At 64.1% G+C, this 14,140-nt stretch carries 16 protein-coding genes; 5 read left to right on the top strand and 11 right to left on the bottom strand.

Features of this window, described 5'->3' with window-relative positions; genetic code table 11:
* Positions 1-107 precede the first annotated feature (107 nt).
* The gene (locus ACFSQT_RS20185) at positions 108-893 is read left to right on the top strand and encodes an IclR family transcriptional regulator (protein WP_379021383.1); all 786 of its coding nucleotides are present in this window, start codon (positions 108-110) and stop codon (positions 891-893) included.
* Positions 894-958: 65 nt separating this feature from the next.
* On the top strand, positions 959-1,798 hold the full coding sequence (locus ACFSQT_RS20180; protein WP_379021381.1) for an amidohydrolase family protein: 840 nt from the start codon (positions 959-961) through the stop codon (positions 1,796-1,798).
* 10 nt (positions 1,799-1,808) lie between these two features.
* Here ACFSQT_RS20180 and ACFSQT_RS20175 read toward each other — a convergent pair whose 3' ends face one another.
* From ACFSQT_RS20175 to ACFSQT_RS20165, 3 genes are read right to left on the bottom strand one after another with little or no spacing between them, the layout of a single operon-like run.
* Entirely contained in the window at positions 1,809-2,939 is a 1,131-nt protein-coding gene (locus ACFSQT_RS20175) for an extracellular solute-binding protein (RefSeq protein ID WP_379021925.1), read from the bottom strand.
* A gap of 32 nt (positions 2,940-2,971) precedes the next feature.
* Entirely contained in the window at positions 2,972-4,132 is a 1,161-nt protein-coding gene (locus tag ACFSQT_RS20170) for a CaiB/BaiF CoA transferase family protein (RefSeq protein ID WP_379021379.1), read from the bottom strand.
* Between the two features lie 2 nt (positions 4,133-4,134).
* Positions 4,135-4,686, bottom strand: a complete 552-nt coding sequence (locus tag ACFSQT_RS20165) for a MaoC family dehydratase (RefSeq protein WP_379021377.1) — start codon at positions 4,684-4,686, stop codon at positions 4,135-4,137.
* Positions 4,687-4,797: 111 nt separating this feature from the next.
* On the opposite strand from ACFSQT_RS20165, the gene ACFSQT_RS20160 reads away from it, so the two are divergent.
* On the top strand, positions 4,798-5,220 hold the full coding sequence (locus ACFSQT_RS20160; RefSeq protein ID WP_379021375.1) for a beta-propeller fold lactonase family protein: 423 nt from the start codon (positions 4,798-4,800) through the stop codon (positions 5,218-5,220).
* Here the strand turns inward: ACFSQT_RS20160 and ACFSQT_RS20155 are convergent.
* The 3 genes from ACFSQT_RS20155 to ACFSQT_RS20145 form a co-directional block, all read right to left on the bottom strand.
* On the bottom strand, positions 5,136-6,122 hold the full coding sequence (locus ACFSQT_RS20155) for a Tim44 domain-containing protein (protein ID WP_379021373.1): 987 nt from the start codon (positions 6,120-6,122) through the stop codon (positions 5,136-5,138). The two genes, ACFSQT_RS20160 and ACFSQT_RS20155, sit on opposite strands and share 85 nt — an antisense overlap.
* 74 nt (positions 6,123-6,196) lie before the next feature.
* Positions 6,197-6,496, bottom strand: coding sequence for a TFIIB-type zinc ribbon-containing protein (locus ACFSQT_RS20150; protein ID WP_379021371.1), 300 nt, complete (start codon positions 6,494-6,496; stop codon positions 6,197-6,199).
* Between the two features lie 166 nt (positions 6,497-6,662).
* Positions 6,663-7,652 (bottom strand): zinc-dependent alcohol dehydrogenase family protein, encoded by a 990-nt coding sequence (locus tag ACFSQT_RS20145; RefSeq protein ID WP_379021370.1) that lies wholly within the window; start codon positions 7,650-7,652, stop codon positions 6,663-6,665.
* 102 nt (positions 7,653-7,754) lie between these two features.
* Between ACFSQT_RS20145 and ACFSQT_RS20140 the strand changes: the two genes are divergently transcribed.
* Positions 7,755-8,657, top strand: coding sequence for a LysR family transcriptional regulator (locus ACFSQT_RS20140; RefSeq protein ID WP_379021369.1), 903 nt, complete (start codon positions 7,755-7,757; stop codon positions 8,655-8,657).
* Positions 8,658-8,752: 95 nt separating this feature from the next.
* Complete coding sequence (locus ACFSQT_RS20135) at positions 8,753-10,399, top strand: acetolactate synthase large subunit (RefSeq protein ID WP_379021367.1); 1,647 nt, start codon at positions 8,753-8,755, stop codon at positions 10,397-10,399.
* Between the two features lie 44 nt (positions 10,400-10,443).
* Here ACFSQT_RS20135 and ACFSQT_RS20130 read toward each other — a convergent pair whose 3' ends face one another.
* From ACFSQT_RS20130 to ACFSQT_RS20110, 5 genes are all read right to left on the bottom strand, one after another.
* Positions 10,444-11,613: a substrate-binding protein gene (locus tag ACFSQT_RS20130; protein ID WP_379021365.1), complete on the bottom strand. Its 1,170-nt coding sequence runs from the start codon at positions 11,611-11,613 to the stop codon at positions 10,444-10,446.
* Positions 11,614-11,694: 81 nt separating this feature from the next.
* Complete coding sequence (locus ACFSQT_RS20125) at positions 11,695-12,396, bottom strand: ABC transporter ATP-binding protein (protein ID WP_379021363.1); 702 nt, start codon at positions 12,394-12,396, stop codon at positions 11,695-11,697.
* Positions 12,397-12,398: 2 nt separating this feature from the next.
* Positions 12,399-13,103, bottom strand: coding sequence for an ATP-binding cassette domain-containing protein (locus tag ACFSQT_RS20120; protein ID WP_379021361.1), 705 nt, complete (start codon positions 13,101-13,103; stop codon positions 12,399-12,401).
* Positions 13,100-13,507, bottom strand: a complete 408-nt coding sequence (locus ACFSQT_RS20115) for an ABC transporter permease subunit (RefSeq protein ID WP_379021359.1) — start codon at positions 13,505-13,507, stop codon at positions 13,100-13,102. The genes ACFSQT_RS20120 and ACFSQT_RS20115 overlap by 4 nt, the downstream gene beginning before the upstream one ends.
* Positions 13,501-14,139: a branched-chain amino acid ABC transporter permease gene (locus ACFSQT_RS20110; RefSeq protein ID WP_379021357.1), complete on the bottom strand. Its 639-nt coding sequence runs from the start codon at positions 14,137-14,139 to the stop codon at positions 13,501-13,503. The genes ACFSQT_RS20115 and ACFSQT_RS20110 overlap by 7 nt, the downstream gene beginning before the upstream one ends.
* Position 14,140: the final 1 nt, after the last annotated feature.

Below are 14,140 nucleotides of genomic sequence, written 5' to 3'. Positions count from 1 at the left end.
ACATTCATATACAAACAAAACATTCATAGATACGTCAAGGCGAAATTTGTTTCCGTCGACCGCATTCCTGCGTATATGAAGAATCGAATTCACTGGAGGGATGGCCCATGGACGACAGCGAAGACGAGCGCTATCGCGCGCCGGCGCTCGACAAGGGGCTCGACATCCTCGAACTGCTGGCCGGTGTCGACGGCGGCCTGACGCAGGCGGAAATCGCCAAGAAACTCGACCGCAGCCCCAACGAATTCTACCGCATGCTGGACCGGCTGGTGCGCCGCGGCTATGTCACGCGGCTCGACGGCGACCGCTATTCGCTGACGCTCAAGCTGTTCGGCCTGGCGCAATTGCACGCGCCGGTGCGGCGGCTGGTTTCCTACGCCACGCCGTTGATGCGCGAGCTCGCCGAAACGTCTCAGCAGGCCAACCAACTCGTTGTTTTTGATCGCGGTTCCGCCGTCGTCATCAGCCAGCAGGAGGCGCCGAACTACTGGGGCATCTCGATCCGTGTCGGCTCCCACATCAGCCTGTTCGACACCGGCTCGGGACATGTTTTGCTGGCGTTCCGTTCGCAGGAAGAGCGGCAGATGATGATTTCCGAACACGTCCGCAGCACCGACAAGACGGCCCAGTCGGCCGAGTTCTTCGCACGCCTCGACCAGATCCGCGACCGTGGCTACGAGATGATGGCCTCGATGCAGACCGCCGGTGTCTTCAACCTGTCGGCGCCGGTGCGCAGTTCCGACGGCAAGGCCATCGCGGCGCTGTCGATTCCCTACATCACCGTCGTCAACGCGCCCTCCGCGCCCGACATCACCAGGACCATCGAACTGCTGCTGGTCACGGCCGAAAAGCTGTCGCACCTGGCCGGGTCGGCCGTCGGCTCATCGGCGTGAATTCTTATTTGAATGAAGAATTCCTCCGTGAGATTATTTGAAACGCCCAAGGAAGAAGAGCCACTGTGATCATCGACACCCACCTGCATCTCATCGATCGCTCGGTGCTGCGCTATCCCTGGCTTGCCGGGGTGCCGGCGCTCGACCGCGATTTTTCCTATGAGGAATACGCCGTGGAGGCACACCGCGTCGGCGTCGAGCGCGTGCTGCATATGGAGGTCGACGTCGATCCGGCGGATATCGAAGCCGAGACCGAACGTGTCGAAGCGCTGTCGCGGCAGCCCGGCAGCATGCTGGTCGGCGTGATCGCGTCCTGCCGCCCGGAAGAGGCAGACTTTCCCGCCTATCTCGAACTCCAACGAGCAACGCCTTTCGTCAAGGGTTTTCGCCGTGTTCTCCATGTCATGCCCGACGATCTCTCGGAAGGCGCGCTGTTTCGGGACAACATCAAGCGGCTTGGCGGCAGCGGCCTGACCTTCGATCTCGTCGTGCTGCCGCACCAGATTCCGAAGGCGATCGCGCTTGCCGACCTGGCGCCCGATGTGACGTTCGTGCTCGACCATTGCGGCGTTCCCGACATCAAGGGCAATGGCGAACATCCATGGCGCGAACACATGAGCGAGATCGCGCGGCGCCCGAATGTCATGGCCAAGATTTCGGGTGTTGTCGCTTATGCCGATCCGGGCAGCTGGACGGCCGGGACACTGCGGCCTTATGTCGAACATACCATCGCTGCGTTCGGCTGGGACCGCGTCGTCTGGGGCAGCGACTGGCCGGTCTGCACGCTCGGCGGCGGCCTCTCGACTTGGGTGGCGGCGACCCATGCGCTGCTTTCGGGCTGCAGCGTCGATGAACGCGACAGGCTCTTGTCCGCGAATGCCCGCAAGCTGTGGCGGCTCGATTAGCCGGGTTCGTTTATGCCCCGGCACCGGGCGCAGGTAAACTGTCCCGGAACAGGCGATTAAGATCGGCAACGACCTGGCCAGCCCGATGCCTGGAAGTCAGGCCGGCGATGATGCGGTCGGACGCCGCCTGCTGGAACGCCATGGAGCCGTCGTGGCGCGGCCGCACCCATGCGCCTTCAAGCGTCGCGCGCGTATCCCGGTAGAAATTGCCGGTCGTGGCGTTGACGGCTTGGTCCTCCCAGGCCGCGGCATGGCCGGGCTGGCCGCCGGCGGCGGCATAGGCGTCGCGCTGGACGTCACCGCTGGCGACCCAGTAGGCGAAGTCGGTCGCGGCATTTTTCGCCTTGGAAAAGGCCGAGACCGCTATGCCGGTGCCTCCAAGCGCCGAACCGATGGGGCCGCTCGTGCCGATGACCGGGATGTCGGCAAAGGCCAGGCGGTGCGCGCGGAACCCAGCCATCGCATAGGAGACATAGCCGTAGATCAGCGGCGCGCAGACGATTCCGGAATCCGCTTCAGCCATGCGCTCCGAAACGGCGATCGGGTCCATCTCGAAGCAGGCCGGCTCGATCGCCGCGGCAATCTCGCGTATCGTCTCGAAGACTTTGCTGCCGGTCTCGATATCAACGAGATCGCGGGAAGGATCGGTGGCGCAGGGATGTCCGAGATTGGCGGCAAGCGTGTAGAACACCATCAGCGAATGCGGCGGGCGTAACGGCAAAAGCACGCAGCCCTGCCGGGCAAGATCGAGCACTTCGCTCCAGCGCGATGGCGGCGCATCAAGCGCATCAGGCCGCCAGGCCTGGACCTGGCTTGCCGCGTCGATCGGAAACGCCCATTGCCGTCCCTGCCAGCTGTAGCTCGGATAGGATTTTCCGACGCTGCCCAAGGCAAGGGCCGCGCGCTCCGCCTCACGACCCGTGATGTCGAGCGGCTCGAGGCAACCCTCCGCCGTGATCTGGCCGACATGCGGATGGTCGATGACGATAAGGTCATAGGCCCGCGCCAGTTCCTCGACCGGGTAGGATTCGAAATCCTGCAGCGAGCGCTTGTCCCATTCGATGGCAACGCCGGCCTTATGCCGCCACAGCGACGAGCAGGCGACCATCGGATCGTAGCCGCGCGGATGGCTCCAGGTCATGCCCCTGAGGGTGGGGGCAAGCGTGCGCACGCTCACAGGCCGAACTCCTCGCGAATTGCAGCACTGTGCTCGCCGATGCGCGGTGCTGCCCGGTCGACCTTGGCCCTGATACCATCGACCCGAAGCGGCGAACTGGTGGTGAGGATCGAGACGTCGTCCTCGCGCGTCACTGTCTGCAGCATGTCGAGCGACTGGAACCCTTCGCTCGCCAGCATTTCCGGCCAGGTCAGCACCTTGGCGCACCAGATGTCGGCCGGCTCGAGGATATCAAGCCACTCGTCGATCGTCTTGGTGGCGATCCTTTGCGCGATGATCGCCTTGATGTCGTCGCGCGCCGTGAACCACGATGCCGGTCTGTCGCGATAGGGCGCCAGTTCGGCAAGCGACAGCAGGTCGGCCAGCTTGGGGATCGGCGTCATGGCGATGGCGAGATAACCGTCCTTGGCCGGGTACACGCCATAAGGCGCCGACAGATAGGCATGCGCGCTGCCGAAGCTGGAGCGACGTGGCAAGCGGCGGCCGTCATTGAGATGCGTGGTCAGCACCTCGAACTGGAAGTCGACAAGCGCTTCCAGCAGGCTCGTTTCGATATGGCTTCCCTGGCCGGTGATGCCGCGCCGCACCAGCGCCGCCAGGATGCCTTGCGCACAGGCCGCACCCGCCAGCATGTCGCCGATGGCAAGGCCGAACGGCACCGGCCCCTGGTCCTCGTCGCCGTTCAGCCACATCACCCCGGAGCGCGACTGGGCCAGGAGATCCTGGCCCGGCCGCTTGACCCATGGGCCGTCCCCGCCATAGCCGCTGATCGAGGCATAGACCAGGCGCGGGTTGATCTTGCGGACCGCCTCGTAGTCGAGACCTAGCCGCTCGATGACGCCCGGCCGGAAATTCTGGATCAGCACGTCGGCCTTGGCCAGCAGCCCGCGCAACGCCTTGAGATCAGCCTCGTTCTTGAGGTCGATGGCAAAACTTTCCTTGGCCCGGTTGATGGCATGGAAGATCGTCGAATCGCCACCGATTTCGGTGTCGCTGAGATAGAGCTGACGCGACAGGTCGCCGCCATCCGGACGCTCGATCTTGACGACACGAGCGCCGAGATCGAGCAGCCTGAGCGAGCAGTACGGCCCGGACAGGAACTGGCTCATGTCGACGACGACGAGACCTGCAAGCGGCAATTCGGCTGCTGGCGGCATCGCTATTTCTCCGTCTTGCCGGCGAAGTCCGCCGGGTTGCGGTACTTCACAGTCTGCAGATGCTCGCAATAGAGGACGAGCTCGCCTTCGCCCTTGAACACCTCATAGCTGGCGCGGATCAGCCCCATCTCCTTGTAGCGGGGCTTCTTGTCGAGGTTGGAGCGGATCGAATAGATCGTGTCACCAATGAAGACAGGCTTTATGAAACGCAGTCTGTCGTAGCCGTAGGAAAAGGCGTTGATACAGTTGGTGGCGACCAGCCCGAGGCCAGCCGAAAAGACGAACGCGCCGGCAATCAGCCGCTTGCCGAAAATGCCTTCGGTTTCGGCAAATATCTGGTCCTGCACATAAGGATGGATGTCGAGCACCAGCGTGTTGAAAAGGTGGCTGTCGCCTTCCGCCATCGTGCGCCGCAACGAGCGGATTTTCTGGCCGACGGGCCAGTCCTCGTAGAACCAGTTTTCGGCGTTCCACACCGGCAGGGCGGCGTGTTCCTCGGGCATGTTGGCGGGATGCGTCGAGGCGACGCCGACGGTGGGCGCGAAGTCGCTCATGGCCGCCAGCCCTGTGCCGGGCACCGCACAGGTGCTGCAACACGCATCAAAGCGCCTGAAAACACGGCGTCTCCTCCCGTCAATCTTCTTTTATAAATAGTATTTTCACATATGGGATTACGTTGCAAGCGTGAACAGGCGAAATTTGGCTGCTCCCCGCGCGTCGAAGCGCCGATGGGCAGGGGAGGAAATCATGCAGACGTCGACAATCCGACGTCCCTGTCGATGACGCCGGACGGCTCGCGCATCTATGCTAATTCGGAGGTGTTCACCTGGCGCGACGGAACCGTCCCAGCCTACAGCCTCGATCGCGGTTCGAGCACGCTGACTTACCTGAACAAGCAGCCTTCGCTGGGCTGCATCACCGCGCACAACGCCATCAGTCGCGACGGCACCAAGCTTCTGGCGCCAATTACGGTATCGACGCCTCGGGCAAAACTGGCCGGGGCTCAAGCCTGTTGTATTGCCGAGAGCTTCCAGCTCGAGCCATTCTCACGCATGAATGTCCACAGCTCGGTCGTCTCTGTCGGATGACCATCGTCGCCCTCGACGACCTTGCCGCTGGCCCGTTCGCGCATCACGTCACGAGACTCGTAGCGCAATGCGGCCGTGGCGTAGTCGCGGTCATCCTCGCGCCAGCTTTCCGCGATGTCGGCCTGCAGCAAAGTGACGTCCGTTACCTCGTTCCTCAGACCTTTCTGGGCGTTGTCGGCCAGCTCTTCGGAGAGATAGGACACCATTTCGGGGGTCGTCGCCCGGCGCAGGGCGGCATGGTCTTCGCGCCCGAATGCTTCCTGGACATCAGTCAACAGCTGCTGGAATGCGTCGAGGTCGGTCTGAGCCAGCCTGATCTCCTCGGAACCGGTGGCCGGAGAGCCTGCGCCCGAACCGCCACCAAAGCCGGGAATTGTAAAGGAGCGTTGAGTGTCCGTCTGCGGCTGTACCGTTGCGCGGTTCTCAAATCTGGAAGCTTGGGGATTGCCGGCACCGGCGAGCGCAGGACCACGCGCGGATTGCGATCGGAAGAAGCGAACGGCCAGCATGATTGCGCCACCTATGAGCAGGGCCTGAAGCAGGAAACCGAACATGCCGGCCAGGCCGCCGAAGCCTTGACCCACGAGCAGGCCGATCAGGCCGCCGAGCAGCAGGCCGCGCAGCATCGTTCCACCGAAGCCACTCATGAAACCGGGCCTCTGCAGGCCGGCCTGCGGCTGCCGGGCCGGAGTGTTCACACCGGTGTTGGGCGTCATCGAACGCTCGACTGGAGCGATCGGCGCTGGTGCCGTTCTGGTCGGCGGTGCCGATTGAAACGTACGCGTGCCACGACTGCCGAAACTGCCGCCGCGACGAGCCTCGGCGTGATCCATCGCGACCATGGAGAATGCAAGGAACAGTCCTGCAAAGAGGGCGGCAAATCGGCTGGTGCGAGAGATCATCGGGGTGGGCCTTTATCGATGTGGTTTTCGGAAATTTTCAGCAGCGCGGGCCCGGATGCCGGGCCGTCATGCGGTCAATCGAACAACTCTTCGAAGAATGATTTCTTCCGCTTCGGATAGCGGTGGCCCTGCGAGCGGGAATAATCGTCATCGCGCCCTTGCACATGTTGCGGCTGGGAGAATGCCGCCGGCTGTGGCTGTTGCACAGGCGCAGCGTCCCTGCCGGAACGCTCGATGATCTTGTCGAGTTCGCCGCGATCAAGCCAGACGCCGCGGCACTGCGGACAGTAATCGATCTCGATACCTTGGCGTTCGCTCATCACGAGCGCGACGCGGCAGGAGGGGCAAACCAAACCAAGGAGGGAAGATGTCATGAGGGGCTCCAAACCAAAAAAGAATGAGCCCGCTTGACCGAAAAGAATGGAAACGGGCCCGTTACAGCGGTCCGACATCACAATCGCCAAAGAAGCGACAGTCAGAGGGGCCCGGCCCGCACAAGGCAATTAGGAATGCAGAGGCGCGCCTTCAAGGGATTGTTGCTCAAACTGTCACCACAATCTTTCCGAACTGCCGGTTCGATTCCAGAAAGCGATGCGCCTCGACGATCTGCTCGAACGGGAAAGTCCTGTCGATGATCGGCCTCAGTGCGCCGGTCTCCAGGCCTTCGAGGATGAACGACTTGGCGGCCGCCAGTCTCGCCGGGTTGCCGGTGATCTCATGGACGAGGTAGCCGCGCAGCGTCAGCGTCTTGGCCAGCACGACGGACAGCGGAAACGGCGTCGGCTCGCAGCTGAGGCCGCCATATTCGATGAGAATGCCACCCCGCGACATCGCCGCCGTCAGCGGCTCGAAGATCGGCCCGCCGATCGCATCGAACACGACGCGCACGCCCAGCGGCCCGGCGATCTCGTTCATCCGTGCGGCCAGATCCTCCTCCGCCGAGGCCACGACATGTGCCGCGCCGGCGTCGAGCAAAGCCTGCCTCTTCGCCGATGTCCGCGTCACCGCGATCGCTGTCGCGCCGACCCTGTTGGCGATCTGGATCGCGGCAAGCCCGACACTGCTCGACGCCGCGGTGATGACGACGGCGTCTCCGCTGTGCAGCCCGGCGATATCGATCAGCGCGCCATAGGCGGTGAGATACTGCATCCAGACGGCCGCCGCCGTTGGCCAGTCGAGCGACGGCGGGTGCTTGACGATAAGCCCGGCGGGATAGGTGGCAAACTCGCCATAAGCCGGCCAGCGGATCATCGATTGCGGCGGGATGACGCTGACACTGTCGCCCGGCGCGAAATCCTTCACATCTTCGCCCACCGCCTCCACCAAGCCCGCCGCCTCGAGGCCAAGCCCCGAGGGCAGCGTCGGCGTCTCGATGTAGGTACCCGCGCGCAACAGCGCCTCGGCGCGATTGAGGCCGAGCGCCTTGACACGGATTTGAACGTCGCCTGGGCCCGGTCGGGCAAGCCTGACATCCTCGATGTGCAGGACTTCGGGGCCACCATGCTGGTGAAAGCGTACAAGACGTGCCATTCGGTCTACTCCAAATTATTTGAACCGAATAAGCTATGCGGCCAAGATTCTCGGCGATAAATGGCTGTGTGGTCAGAACAGTAGAAATCAGGAGTTTTGAATATGGATCGGCTCGAGAGCATGGCCGTGTTCGTCAGGGCGGTCGATCTCGGCTCGTTCGCGGCGGCGGCAGTCGCGCTCGATCTGTCCGGACCGATGGTCGGCAAGCACGTCCGGTTTATCGAGCAGCGGCTTGGCGTGCGGCTGCTCAACCGGACCACTCGCCGGCAGAGCCTGACCGACTTCGGACGCGCCTACTATGAACGCTGCCGGGTCGTGCTGGCCGAGGCCGACGCCGCCGATGCGCTCGCCGCCGACCAATTTTCCGAACCGCGTGGAAAACTGCGCGTCACGATGCCGGCGCATTTCGGCCGCCACTGCGTAACCCCGGTGCTGCTGCGGCTGGCGCGGCAATATCCGATGCTGGAACTCGATTTGTCGCTCAGCGACCGCTTCGCCGATCTCGCCGAAGACGGCTTTGACCTTGCCATCCGCACCGGTGCCCTGGACGACAAGGCCGGCGTGATCGCGCGTCGTGTCGCACGCCAGGGCATGGTCGTCTGCGCGGCGCTCTCCTATCTGGAGATTCATGGCGAACCCCGGCACATAGAGGACCTCGCCGACCACCAAGCCATTGTCTACCGCCGCCTCGGCCAGATCGTTCAGCCGTGGCTGTTTGTGCGCGAGGGGCAACCTGCACAGGAAATCACGCCGGTCGGCCGGCTGCGGCTCGACGATCTCGACGCCATCGCTGACGCCGCTGCCGAAGGCATGGGGCTTGCCTGGCTGCCTCATTGGCTTGTTCGCGAGCGCATTCAGGCCGGTGCGCTGGTGGCGCTGCTGCCGGATCAGCCGCGCTATCTCTACGACTGTTACGCGCTTTGGCTACAGACGCCGCAGTTGCCGTTGAAGGTGCGGCTGGCGGTCGATGCGCTGGCGGCTGCGTTGCCGAAACTGATGGGCTGATCGTCAACAGAGCAGGCTTGCGCTCTTTGCGGTATCGCCTTCCCTGCCATATGAAGGTGGCTGACGGAATGTGCGCATTGCAGGAGAGGCGGTTCATGACCAAAGGTTCGGATCTGTTCGTCGCGGCCCTCGAGAATGAAGGGGTCGACCGGATCTTCGGCATTCCGGGCGAGGAGAATCTCGACATCGTCGAATCCATCCGCCGCTCGTCGATCCAGTTGATCTTGACCCGCCACGAGCAGGCGGCCGCCTTCATGGCCGCCACCTACGGCAGGCTCACCGGCAAGGCAGGCGTGTGCATCACCACGCTAGGCCCCGGCGCGCTCAATCTCACGACCGGCGCGGCCTACGCGCTGCTCGGCGCGATGCCGATGATCATGATCACCGGTCAGAAGGGCATATTGTCATCGCGGCAGGCGCGCTTCCAGATCGTCGACATCGTCGCGGCGATGAAGCCGCTGACCAAGCTATCGCGCCAGATCGTCTCCCCGAAGATGATCCCCTCGCTGGTGCGCGAGGCCTTCCGCGTTGCCCAGGAAGAGCGACCCGGCCCGGTGCATCTGGAACTGCCGGAAGACATTGCGGCGGCGGAATGCGAGTCGGTGGCGCTGGTGCCGACGCATCCGGTCGAACTGCCTACGGCTAGCGCGGACGCGCTTGATCGCGCCGCCCGCATGATCATGGAGGCCAACCGTCCGCTGCTGATGTTCGGCGCGGCGGCATCGCGGCCGCGTGTGACACCCGATGTCGCCCAGTTCGTGCTGCGTACGCAAATACCCTATTTCACCACGCAGATGGGCAAGGGCACAGTGCCCGGCGGCACCGAACTCTATATGGGAACGGCGGCGCTGTCGGAGCGCGACTATGTGCACGAGGCCATCGAACAGGCCGATCTGATCATCACCATCGGCCACGACACGGTGGAGAAACCGCCCTTCATCATGGGCGCCAACGGGCCGAAGGTCATCCATGTCGGCTACCACTCGGCCGATGTCGAGCAGGTCTATTTCCCGCAGGCCGAGATCGTTGGCGACCTCGGGCCTTCGCTGGCGCTGCTGGCTGACCGTGTCGAGGGCAAGATCCCCAACGCGCAGGCGCTGCTGCCGCTCAGGGAAGGCATTTTGAGCCGCATCGCCGCGCGCGGCACCGAAGACCGCTTCACGCCGCAGCGCATCGTGCATGATGTCCGGGCCGTGATGCCGGCGGACGGGATCCTCGCCCTCGACAACGGCATGTACAAGATCTGGTTCGCGCGCAACTACCGCACGCGCATGGCAAACACGCTGCTGCTCGACAATGCGCTGGCCACCATGGGCGCCGGCCTGCCGTCGGCGATGATGGCGTCACTGCTCTATCCCACGCGCCGTGTCATGGCCATTTGTGGCGACGGCGGCTTCATGATGAACAGCCAGGAACTGGAGACCTCCGTCAGGCTGAAGCTCAACCTCGTCATCCTGCTGCTGGAAGACCATGCCTATGGCATGATCCGCTGGAAGCAGGCGGTCGACGAGTTCCCGGATTTCGGCATGACCTTCGGCAATCCCGATTTCGTCAAATACGCCGAGGCCTATGGCGCCAAGGGAACCAGGGTTGCGGAGATCGCCGATTTGCGGCCGGCGCTGGAACGGGCCTTCACCAGCGGCGGCGTGCATCTAGTCGTCGTGCCCATCGATTATTCCGAAAACACCAGGGTGCTTGTCGACGAATTGCGCGAGCGGCTGCCGGCGCCGCGAACGCCCTGACGGCGGCGGCAAAGCCGCCGTCAGGATTGGTTGGGTGCGAGGGCCTACACCTTGCAGTAAGGCGTGACCGGCGTGATGGTGCCGAAATCCTTGACGATCTCGTAGCCGATGCCGTCGGCCGCCGCCTTGCCGACATAGGAATGGCAGAGCGTGTGGTTGTTGGTGGCGTCGACGCGGATCTTGCCTTGCGGCGCGTCGAACTCGATCGTCGGCAGCGCCGCCAGCACGTTGTCGTCCTTCAGCGAGCCGGCCTTCTCTGCCGCCAGCGCGTAGAGATGCAGGCCGTTGTAGCCGGCCTCGCCGATGCCGTTGACCATCTTCTCCTGGCCGAACTTTTCGCGGAAGCTAGAGATGAACTTCTTGTTGACCGGATTGTCGAGCGCCATCCAGTAGGGCTGCGGCGCGTAGGTGCCGGCCGCGACGCCGGCCGGCAGCGCGTCCTTGTTGAAGACCTCGTCGAGCGGCGCGATCAGCGGCTGCTTGATGTCGAAGCTGCGATATTGCTTGAGCTGGGTGACGGCGTCGTTGCCGACCACCATCGACCAGACGACGTCGGGCTTCAGCGACTTGATCTTCTGGAATGCCGGGCCGAAATCCGTGGTGCCGAACGGATAGTAGTCGGCGCCGACGATCTTGCCCCCGGCCTTCTCATAGGCCGCCGTGATCGCCTCGGTCATCTTCTGCGGCCAGGCATAGTCCGAGGCCATGATGTAGATCGTCTTGCCGAGATTCTCGGCCACCCACGGCATCATCGGGTCGACCTGCTGCATCGGGATCGGGCCGGTGGCGACGAAGTAGCGGTTGCATTCGCCGCCTTCGAAATTGGTCGGGTAGAAGAACAGTTTTTTGGCCTTCGAGGTCACCGACAGCGTGGCACTGCGCTCCGGTGAAATGATCGTGCCCATGATCACATCGACCTTGTCTTCGTTGATGAGCTTGCGTGCCTTGTCGATCGCGCCCTTGGTGGTGGTCTGGTTGTCCTCGATGAACAACTCGACCTGCCGGCCGCCGATGCCGTTGGCGGCGTTAAGTTCGGCGGCGGCCAGCTTGTAGCAATTGAGCAGCGTTTCGCCGAGGATCGCCTGCAATCCGGTGATCGGGATCGACAGGCCGACCTTGACGGTGTCGGCGGCGCGCAGGATCGATGGCGCGCCGACCATCGCGAAGGCGGCCGCGGCGCCGCCCGATTTCAGAACAGTTCTTCTGCTTATCATTTTTGTGTTCCCTTCCAGTCCCAGGCGCGCCCCATGCACGCCTTACAAAGCCAACGAATCCCAGGCGCGCTTCAGCCGCGCCTATAAAGCCAACAGATCCTTGAGCAGCGTCTCGTCGGCGAACGCCTCAGGCGCGCCTTCGTGCACGATCCTGCCCTTCTCCATCACCAGGCAGCGGTCCGCCGCCCTAAGAACGAGATCGAGATTCTGCTCGACGAGAACGATCGCGATGCCGCGCTCGCGCGCGATGCGCGGCATCAGCTCGGCGATCGACTGCACGATGTTCGGCTGGATGCCTTCCGAGGGTTCGTCGAGCAGCAGCACCGATGGCAGGCCGCACAGTGCGCGGCCGATCGCCAGCATCTGCTGCTGGCCGCCCGAAAGCGTACCGGCGATCTGCGCTTCGCGTTCACGCAGGATCGGGAAATAGCCGAAGATATCGGCCGGGATGCCGCCGTCGCCACGTTCCCTGGCGGCGCGTGTGCCGACGTCCAGGTTCTGCCGCACGGTCAGCTGGTTGAAGATGCCGCGTCCCTGCGGCACATGCGCGATGCCGGCGCGCGCGCGGCGGAAGGCTGGAGCATTGGTAAGATCCTGGTCGCCCAGAACGACGGCGCCGCCACTTGCCCGCAAGCCACCGGCGATGACGCGTAGCAGCGTCGTCTTGCCGGCGCCGTTGCGGCCGAGCAGGCCGACGACTTCGCCTGGCGCAACGCTGAGGTCGATGCCGTTCAGCACCGGCAGCAAGCCGTAGCCGGCCGAGACCGCTATTGTCCGCAGCATGGTCAGCGCCTCCCCAGATAGACGTCGCGGACCATCTCGTCGGTCTCGATGTCGTGGAAAGGACCGCTGCGCAGCCGGCGCCCCTGATGCAGCACCAGCGTCTCGCAATTCAGCGCCCGCACGAAGCGGATGTCGTGCTCGACGGCGACGATCGAGAATTCGCCCTTGAGCCGCAGCAGCATCTCGGCCGTCGCCAGCGTCTCCTGCGGCGTCATGCCGGCGGTCGGCTCGTCGAGCAGCAGCAGTCGCGGCTCGATCGCCAGCGCCATGCCGATCTCCAGCCATTGCTTCTGGCCGTGCGCGAGTTCGCCCGCCAGCGTGGCGGCACGATCGCCGAGCGCGACAAGCTCCAGCAACTCGCCGACCGGGCGGGCCGGCGAGGGCGCCCCCCACCGCGCCACCTTCAGATTGTCCTCCACCGACAGGCTGGGGAAGACCGACGGGATCTGGAACTTGCGGGCGATGCCAAGCCGGGCGATGCGGTGCAGCGGCAGGCCGGCAATGTCGTGGCCGAGAAAGCGCACGCTGCCGCTGGTCGGACGCAGCGTGCCGGTCAGCACGTTGAGGAACGTGCTCTTGCCGGCGCCGTTCGGCCCGATGATGCAGCAAAGCTCCTTGTCGCGCACGATGAGATCAAGCGCTTCCAGCGCCTGCAGGCCGCCAAAGCGGATGCCGACATTTTCGGCCTGGAGCAGGACATCGCTCATTGTGCGCGCCTCCTGCCTTTGAGCAGGACCTTCAGACGCGCGTAGATCGACAGGATGCCGTCCGGCAAGACAAAGACGATGACGACGAAGACGCAGCCGAGCAGCAGCGGCCACAGGCTCGGATTGAAGCTGCTGATGGTCTGCTGCGCCCGCTGGATGAAGATGGCGCCGAGCACCGGACCAAGCAGCGTGCCGCGCCCGCCGACCGCTACCCAGACGATGACTTCCGTCGACAAAAGCAGCCCGGAAAGGTCGGGCGCCACAAGCCCCGCCATGCAGACATAGAGGGCGCCGGCAAGTCCGGCGATGGCCGCGGACAGGACGAAGGTGACGAGCAGCCGCAGCGGCGCATTGTGGCCAAGCGCGGCGGCCCTGACTTCATTGTCCTGGATGGCGGTCAGCACCGTGCCCCAGCGCCCGCGGCGACCAGCCCGCCGGCGAGGCCCGCGATTGCCGCGCCGAAGGTGAAGGCGATGGCATAGGTGCGCCGCGTGTTGATGCCGACGCCCTCGGCCATCTCGCGGTTCTGGATGACGGTGCGGATGTCGAGGCCGAAGGACGTTCGGCTGATCAGCAGGACGACGCCGAGCAGGGTCAGCGCGGCAATTGTGATCAGGATCAGCCGGTAGGCCGGATAGACGGTGAAGAAGAGATCGAGCGTGCCTTCGATTGGCGGCGTCACCGGCTTGGCGCCGAGACCGAAGGTCAATTCCAGGCCTTGCTGCAGGATCAGGCTGACGCCCCAGGTGGCGAGCACGGTCGAGACCGGCCGCGAATAGAGATGGCGGATGATGGCGAACTCGAGGATGCAGCCGACCACCGCGCCGGCGATCGGTGCGGCGGCCAGCCCCAGCCAGAAGGAGCCGCCCGTGTTCTGGACGAAATAGACCGCGAAGGCGCCGACGGTGACGAACTCGCCATGCGCCAGATTGGTCACGTTCATCAGGCCGAAGCTGATCGCCAGCCCGAGCCCGACCAGCATCAGGATGCTGATCAGCGTCAGCGCGTTGAGGAGCGTGGTGACGACAAAATCCATC

The sequence above is a fragment of the Mesorhizobium calcicola genome (assembly GCF_042682105.1).
Classification (GTDB): domain Bacteria; phylum Pseudomonadota; class Alphaproteobacteria; order Rhizobiales; family Rhizobiaceae; genus Mesorhizobium; species Mesorhizobium calcicola.
Note: the sequence above shows the minus strand (reverse complement) of the source record. Positions and strands in the feature narration are given on the sequence as shown.

Coding starts and splice junctions, on each gene's coding strand:
- ACFSQT_RS20185 (WP_379021383.1), top strand. CDS start 108: ATGGACGACAGCGAAGACGAGCGCTATCGCGCGCCGGCGCTCGACAAG.
- ACFSQT_RS20175 (WP_379021925.1), bottom strand. CDS start 2,939: ATGACCTGGAGCCATCCGCGCGGCTACGATCCGATGGTCGCCTGCTCG.
- ACFSQT_RS20170 (WP_379021379.1), bottom strand. CDS start 4,132: ATGCCGCCAGCAGCCGAATTGCCGCTTGCAGGTCTCGTCGTCGTCGAC.
- ACFSQT_RS20165 (WP_379021377.1), bottom strand. CDS start 4,686: ATGAGCGACTTCGCGCCCACCGTCGGCGTCGCCTCGACGCATCCCGCC.
- ACFSQT_RS20160 (WP_379021375.1), top strand. CDS start 4,798: ATGGGATTACGTTGCAAGCGTGAACAGGCGAAATTTGGCTGCTCCCCG.
- ACFSQT_RS20155 (WP_379021373.1), bottom strand. CDS start 6,122: ATGATCTCTCGCACCAGCCGATTTGCCGCCCTCTTTGCAGGACTGTTC.
- ACFSQT_RS20150 (WP_379021371.1), bottom strand. CDS start 6,496: ATGACATCTTCCCTCCTTGGTTTGGTTTGCCCCTCCTGCCGCGTCGCG.
- ACFSQT_RS20145 (WP_379021370.1), bottom strand. CDS start 7,652: ATGGCACGTCTTGTACGCTTTCACCAGCATGGTGGCCCCGAAGTCCTG.
- ACFSQT_RS20140 (WP_379021369.1), top strand. CDS start 7,755: ATGGATCGGCTCGAGAGCATGGCCGTGTTCGTCAGGGCGGTCGATCTC.
- ACFSQT_RS20135 (WP_379021367.1), top strand. CDS start 8,753: ATGACCAAAGGTTCGGATCTGTTCGTCGCGGCCCTCGAGAATGAAGGG.
- ACFSQT_RS20130 (WP_379021365.1), bottom strand. CDS start 11,613: ATGATAAGCAGAAGAACTGTTCTGAAATCGGGCGGCGCCGCGGCCGCC.
- ACFSQT_RS20125 (WP_379021363.1), bottom strand. CDS start 12,396: ATGCTGCGGACAATAGCGGTCTCGGCCGGCTACGGCTTGCTGCCGGTG.
- ACFSQT_RS20120 (WP_379021361.1), bottom strand. CDS start 13,103: ATGAGCGATGTCCTGCTCCAGGCCGAAAATGTCGGCATCCGCTTTGGC.
- ACFSQT_RS20110 (WP_379021357.1), bottom strand. CDS start 14,139: ATGGATTTTGTCGTCACCACGCTCCTCAACGCGCTGACGCTGATCAGC.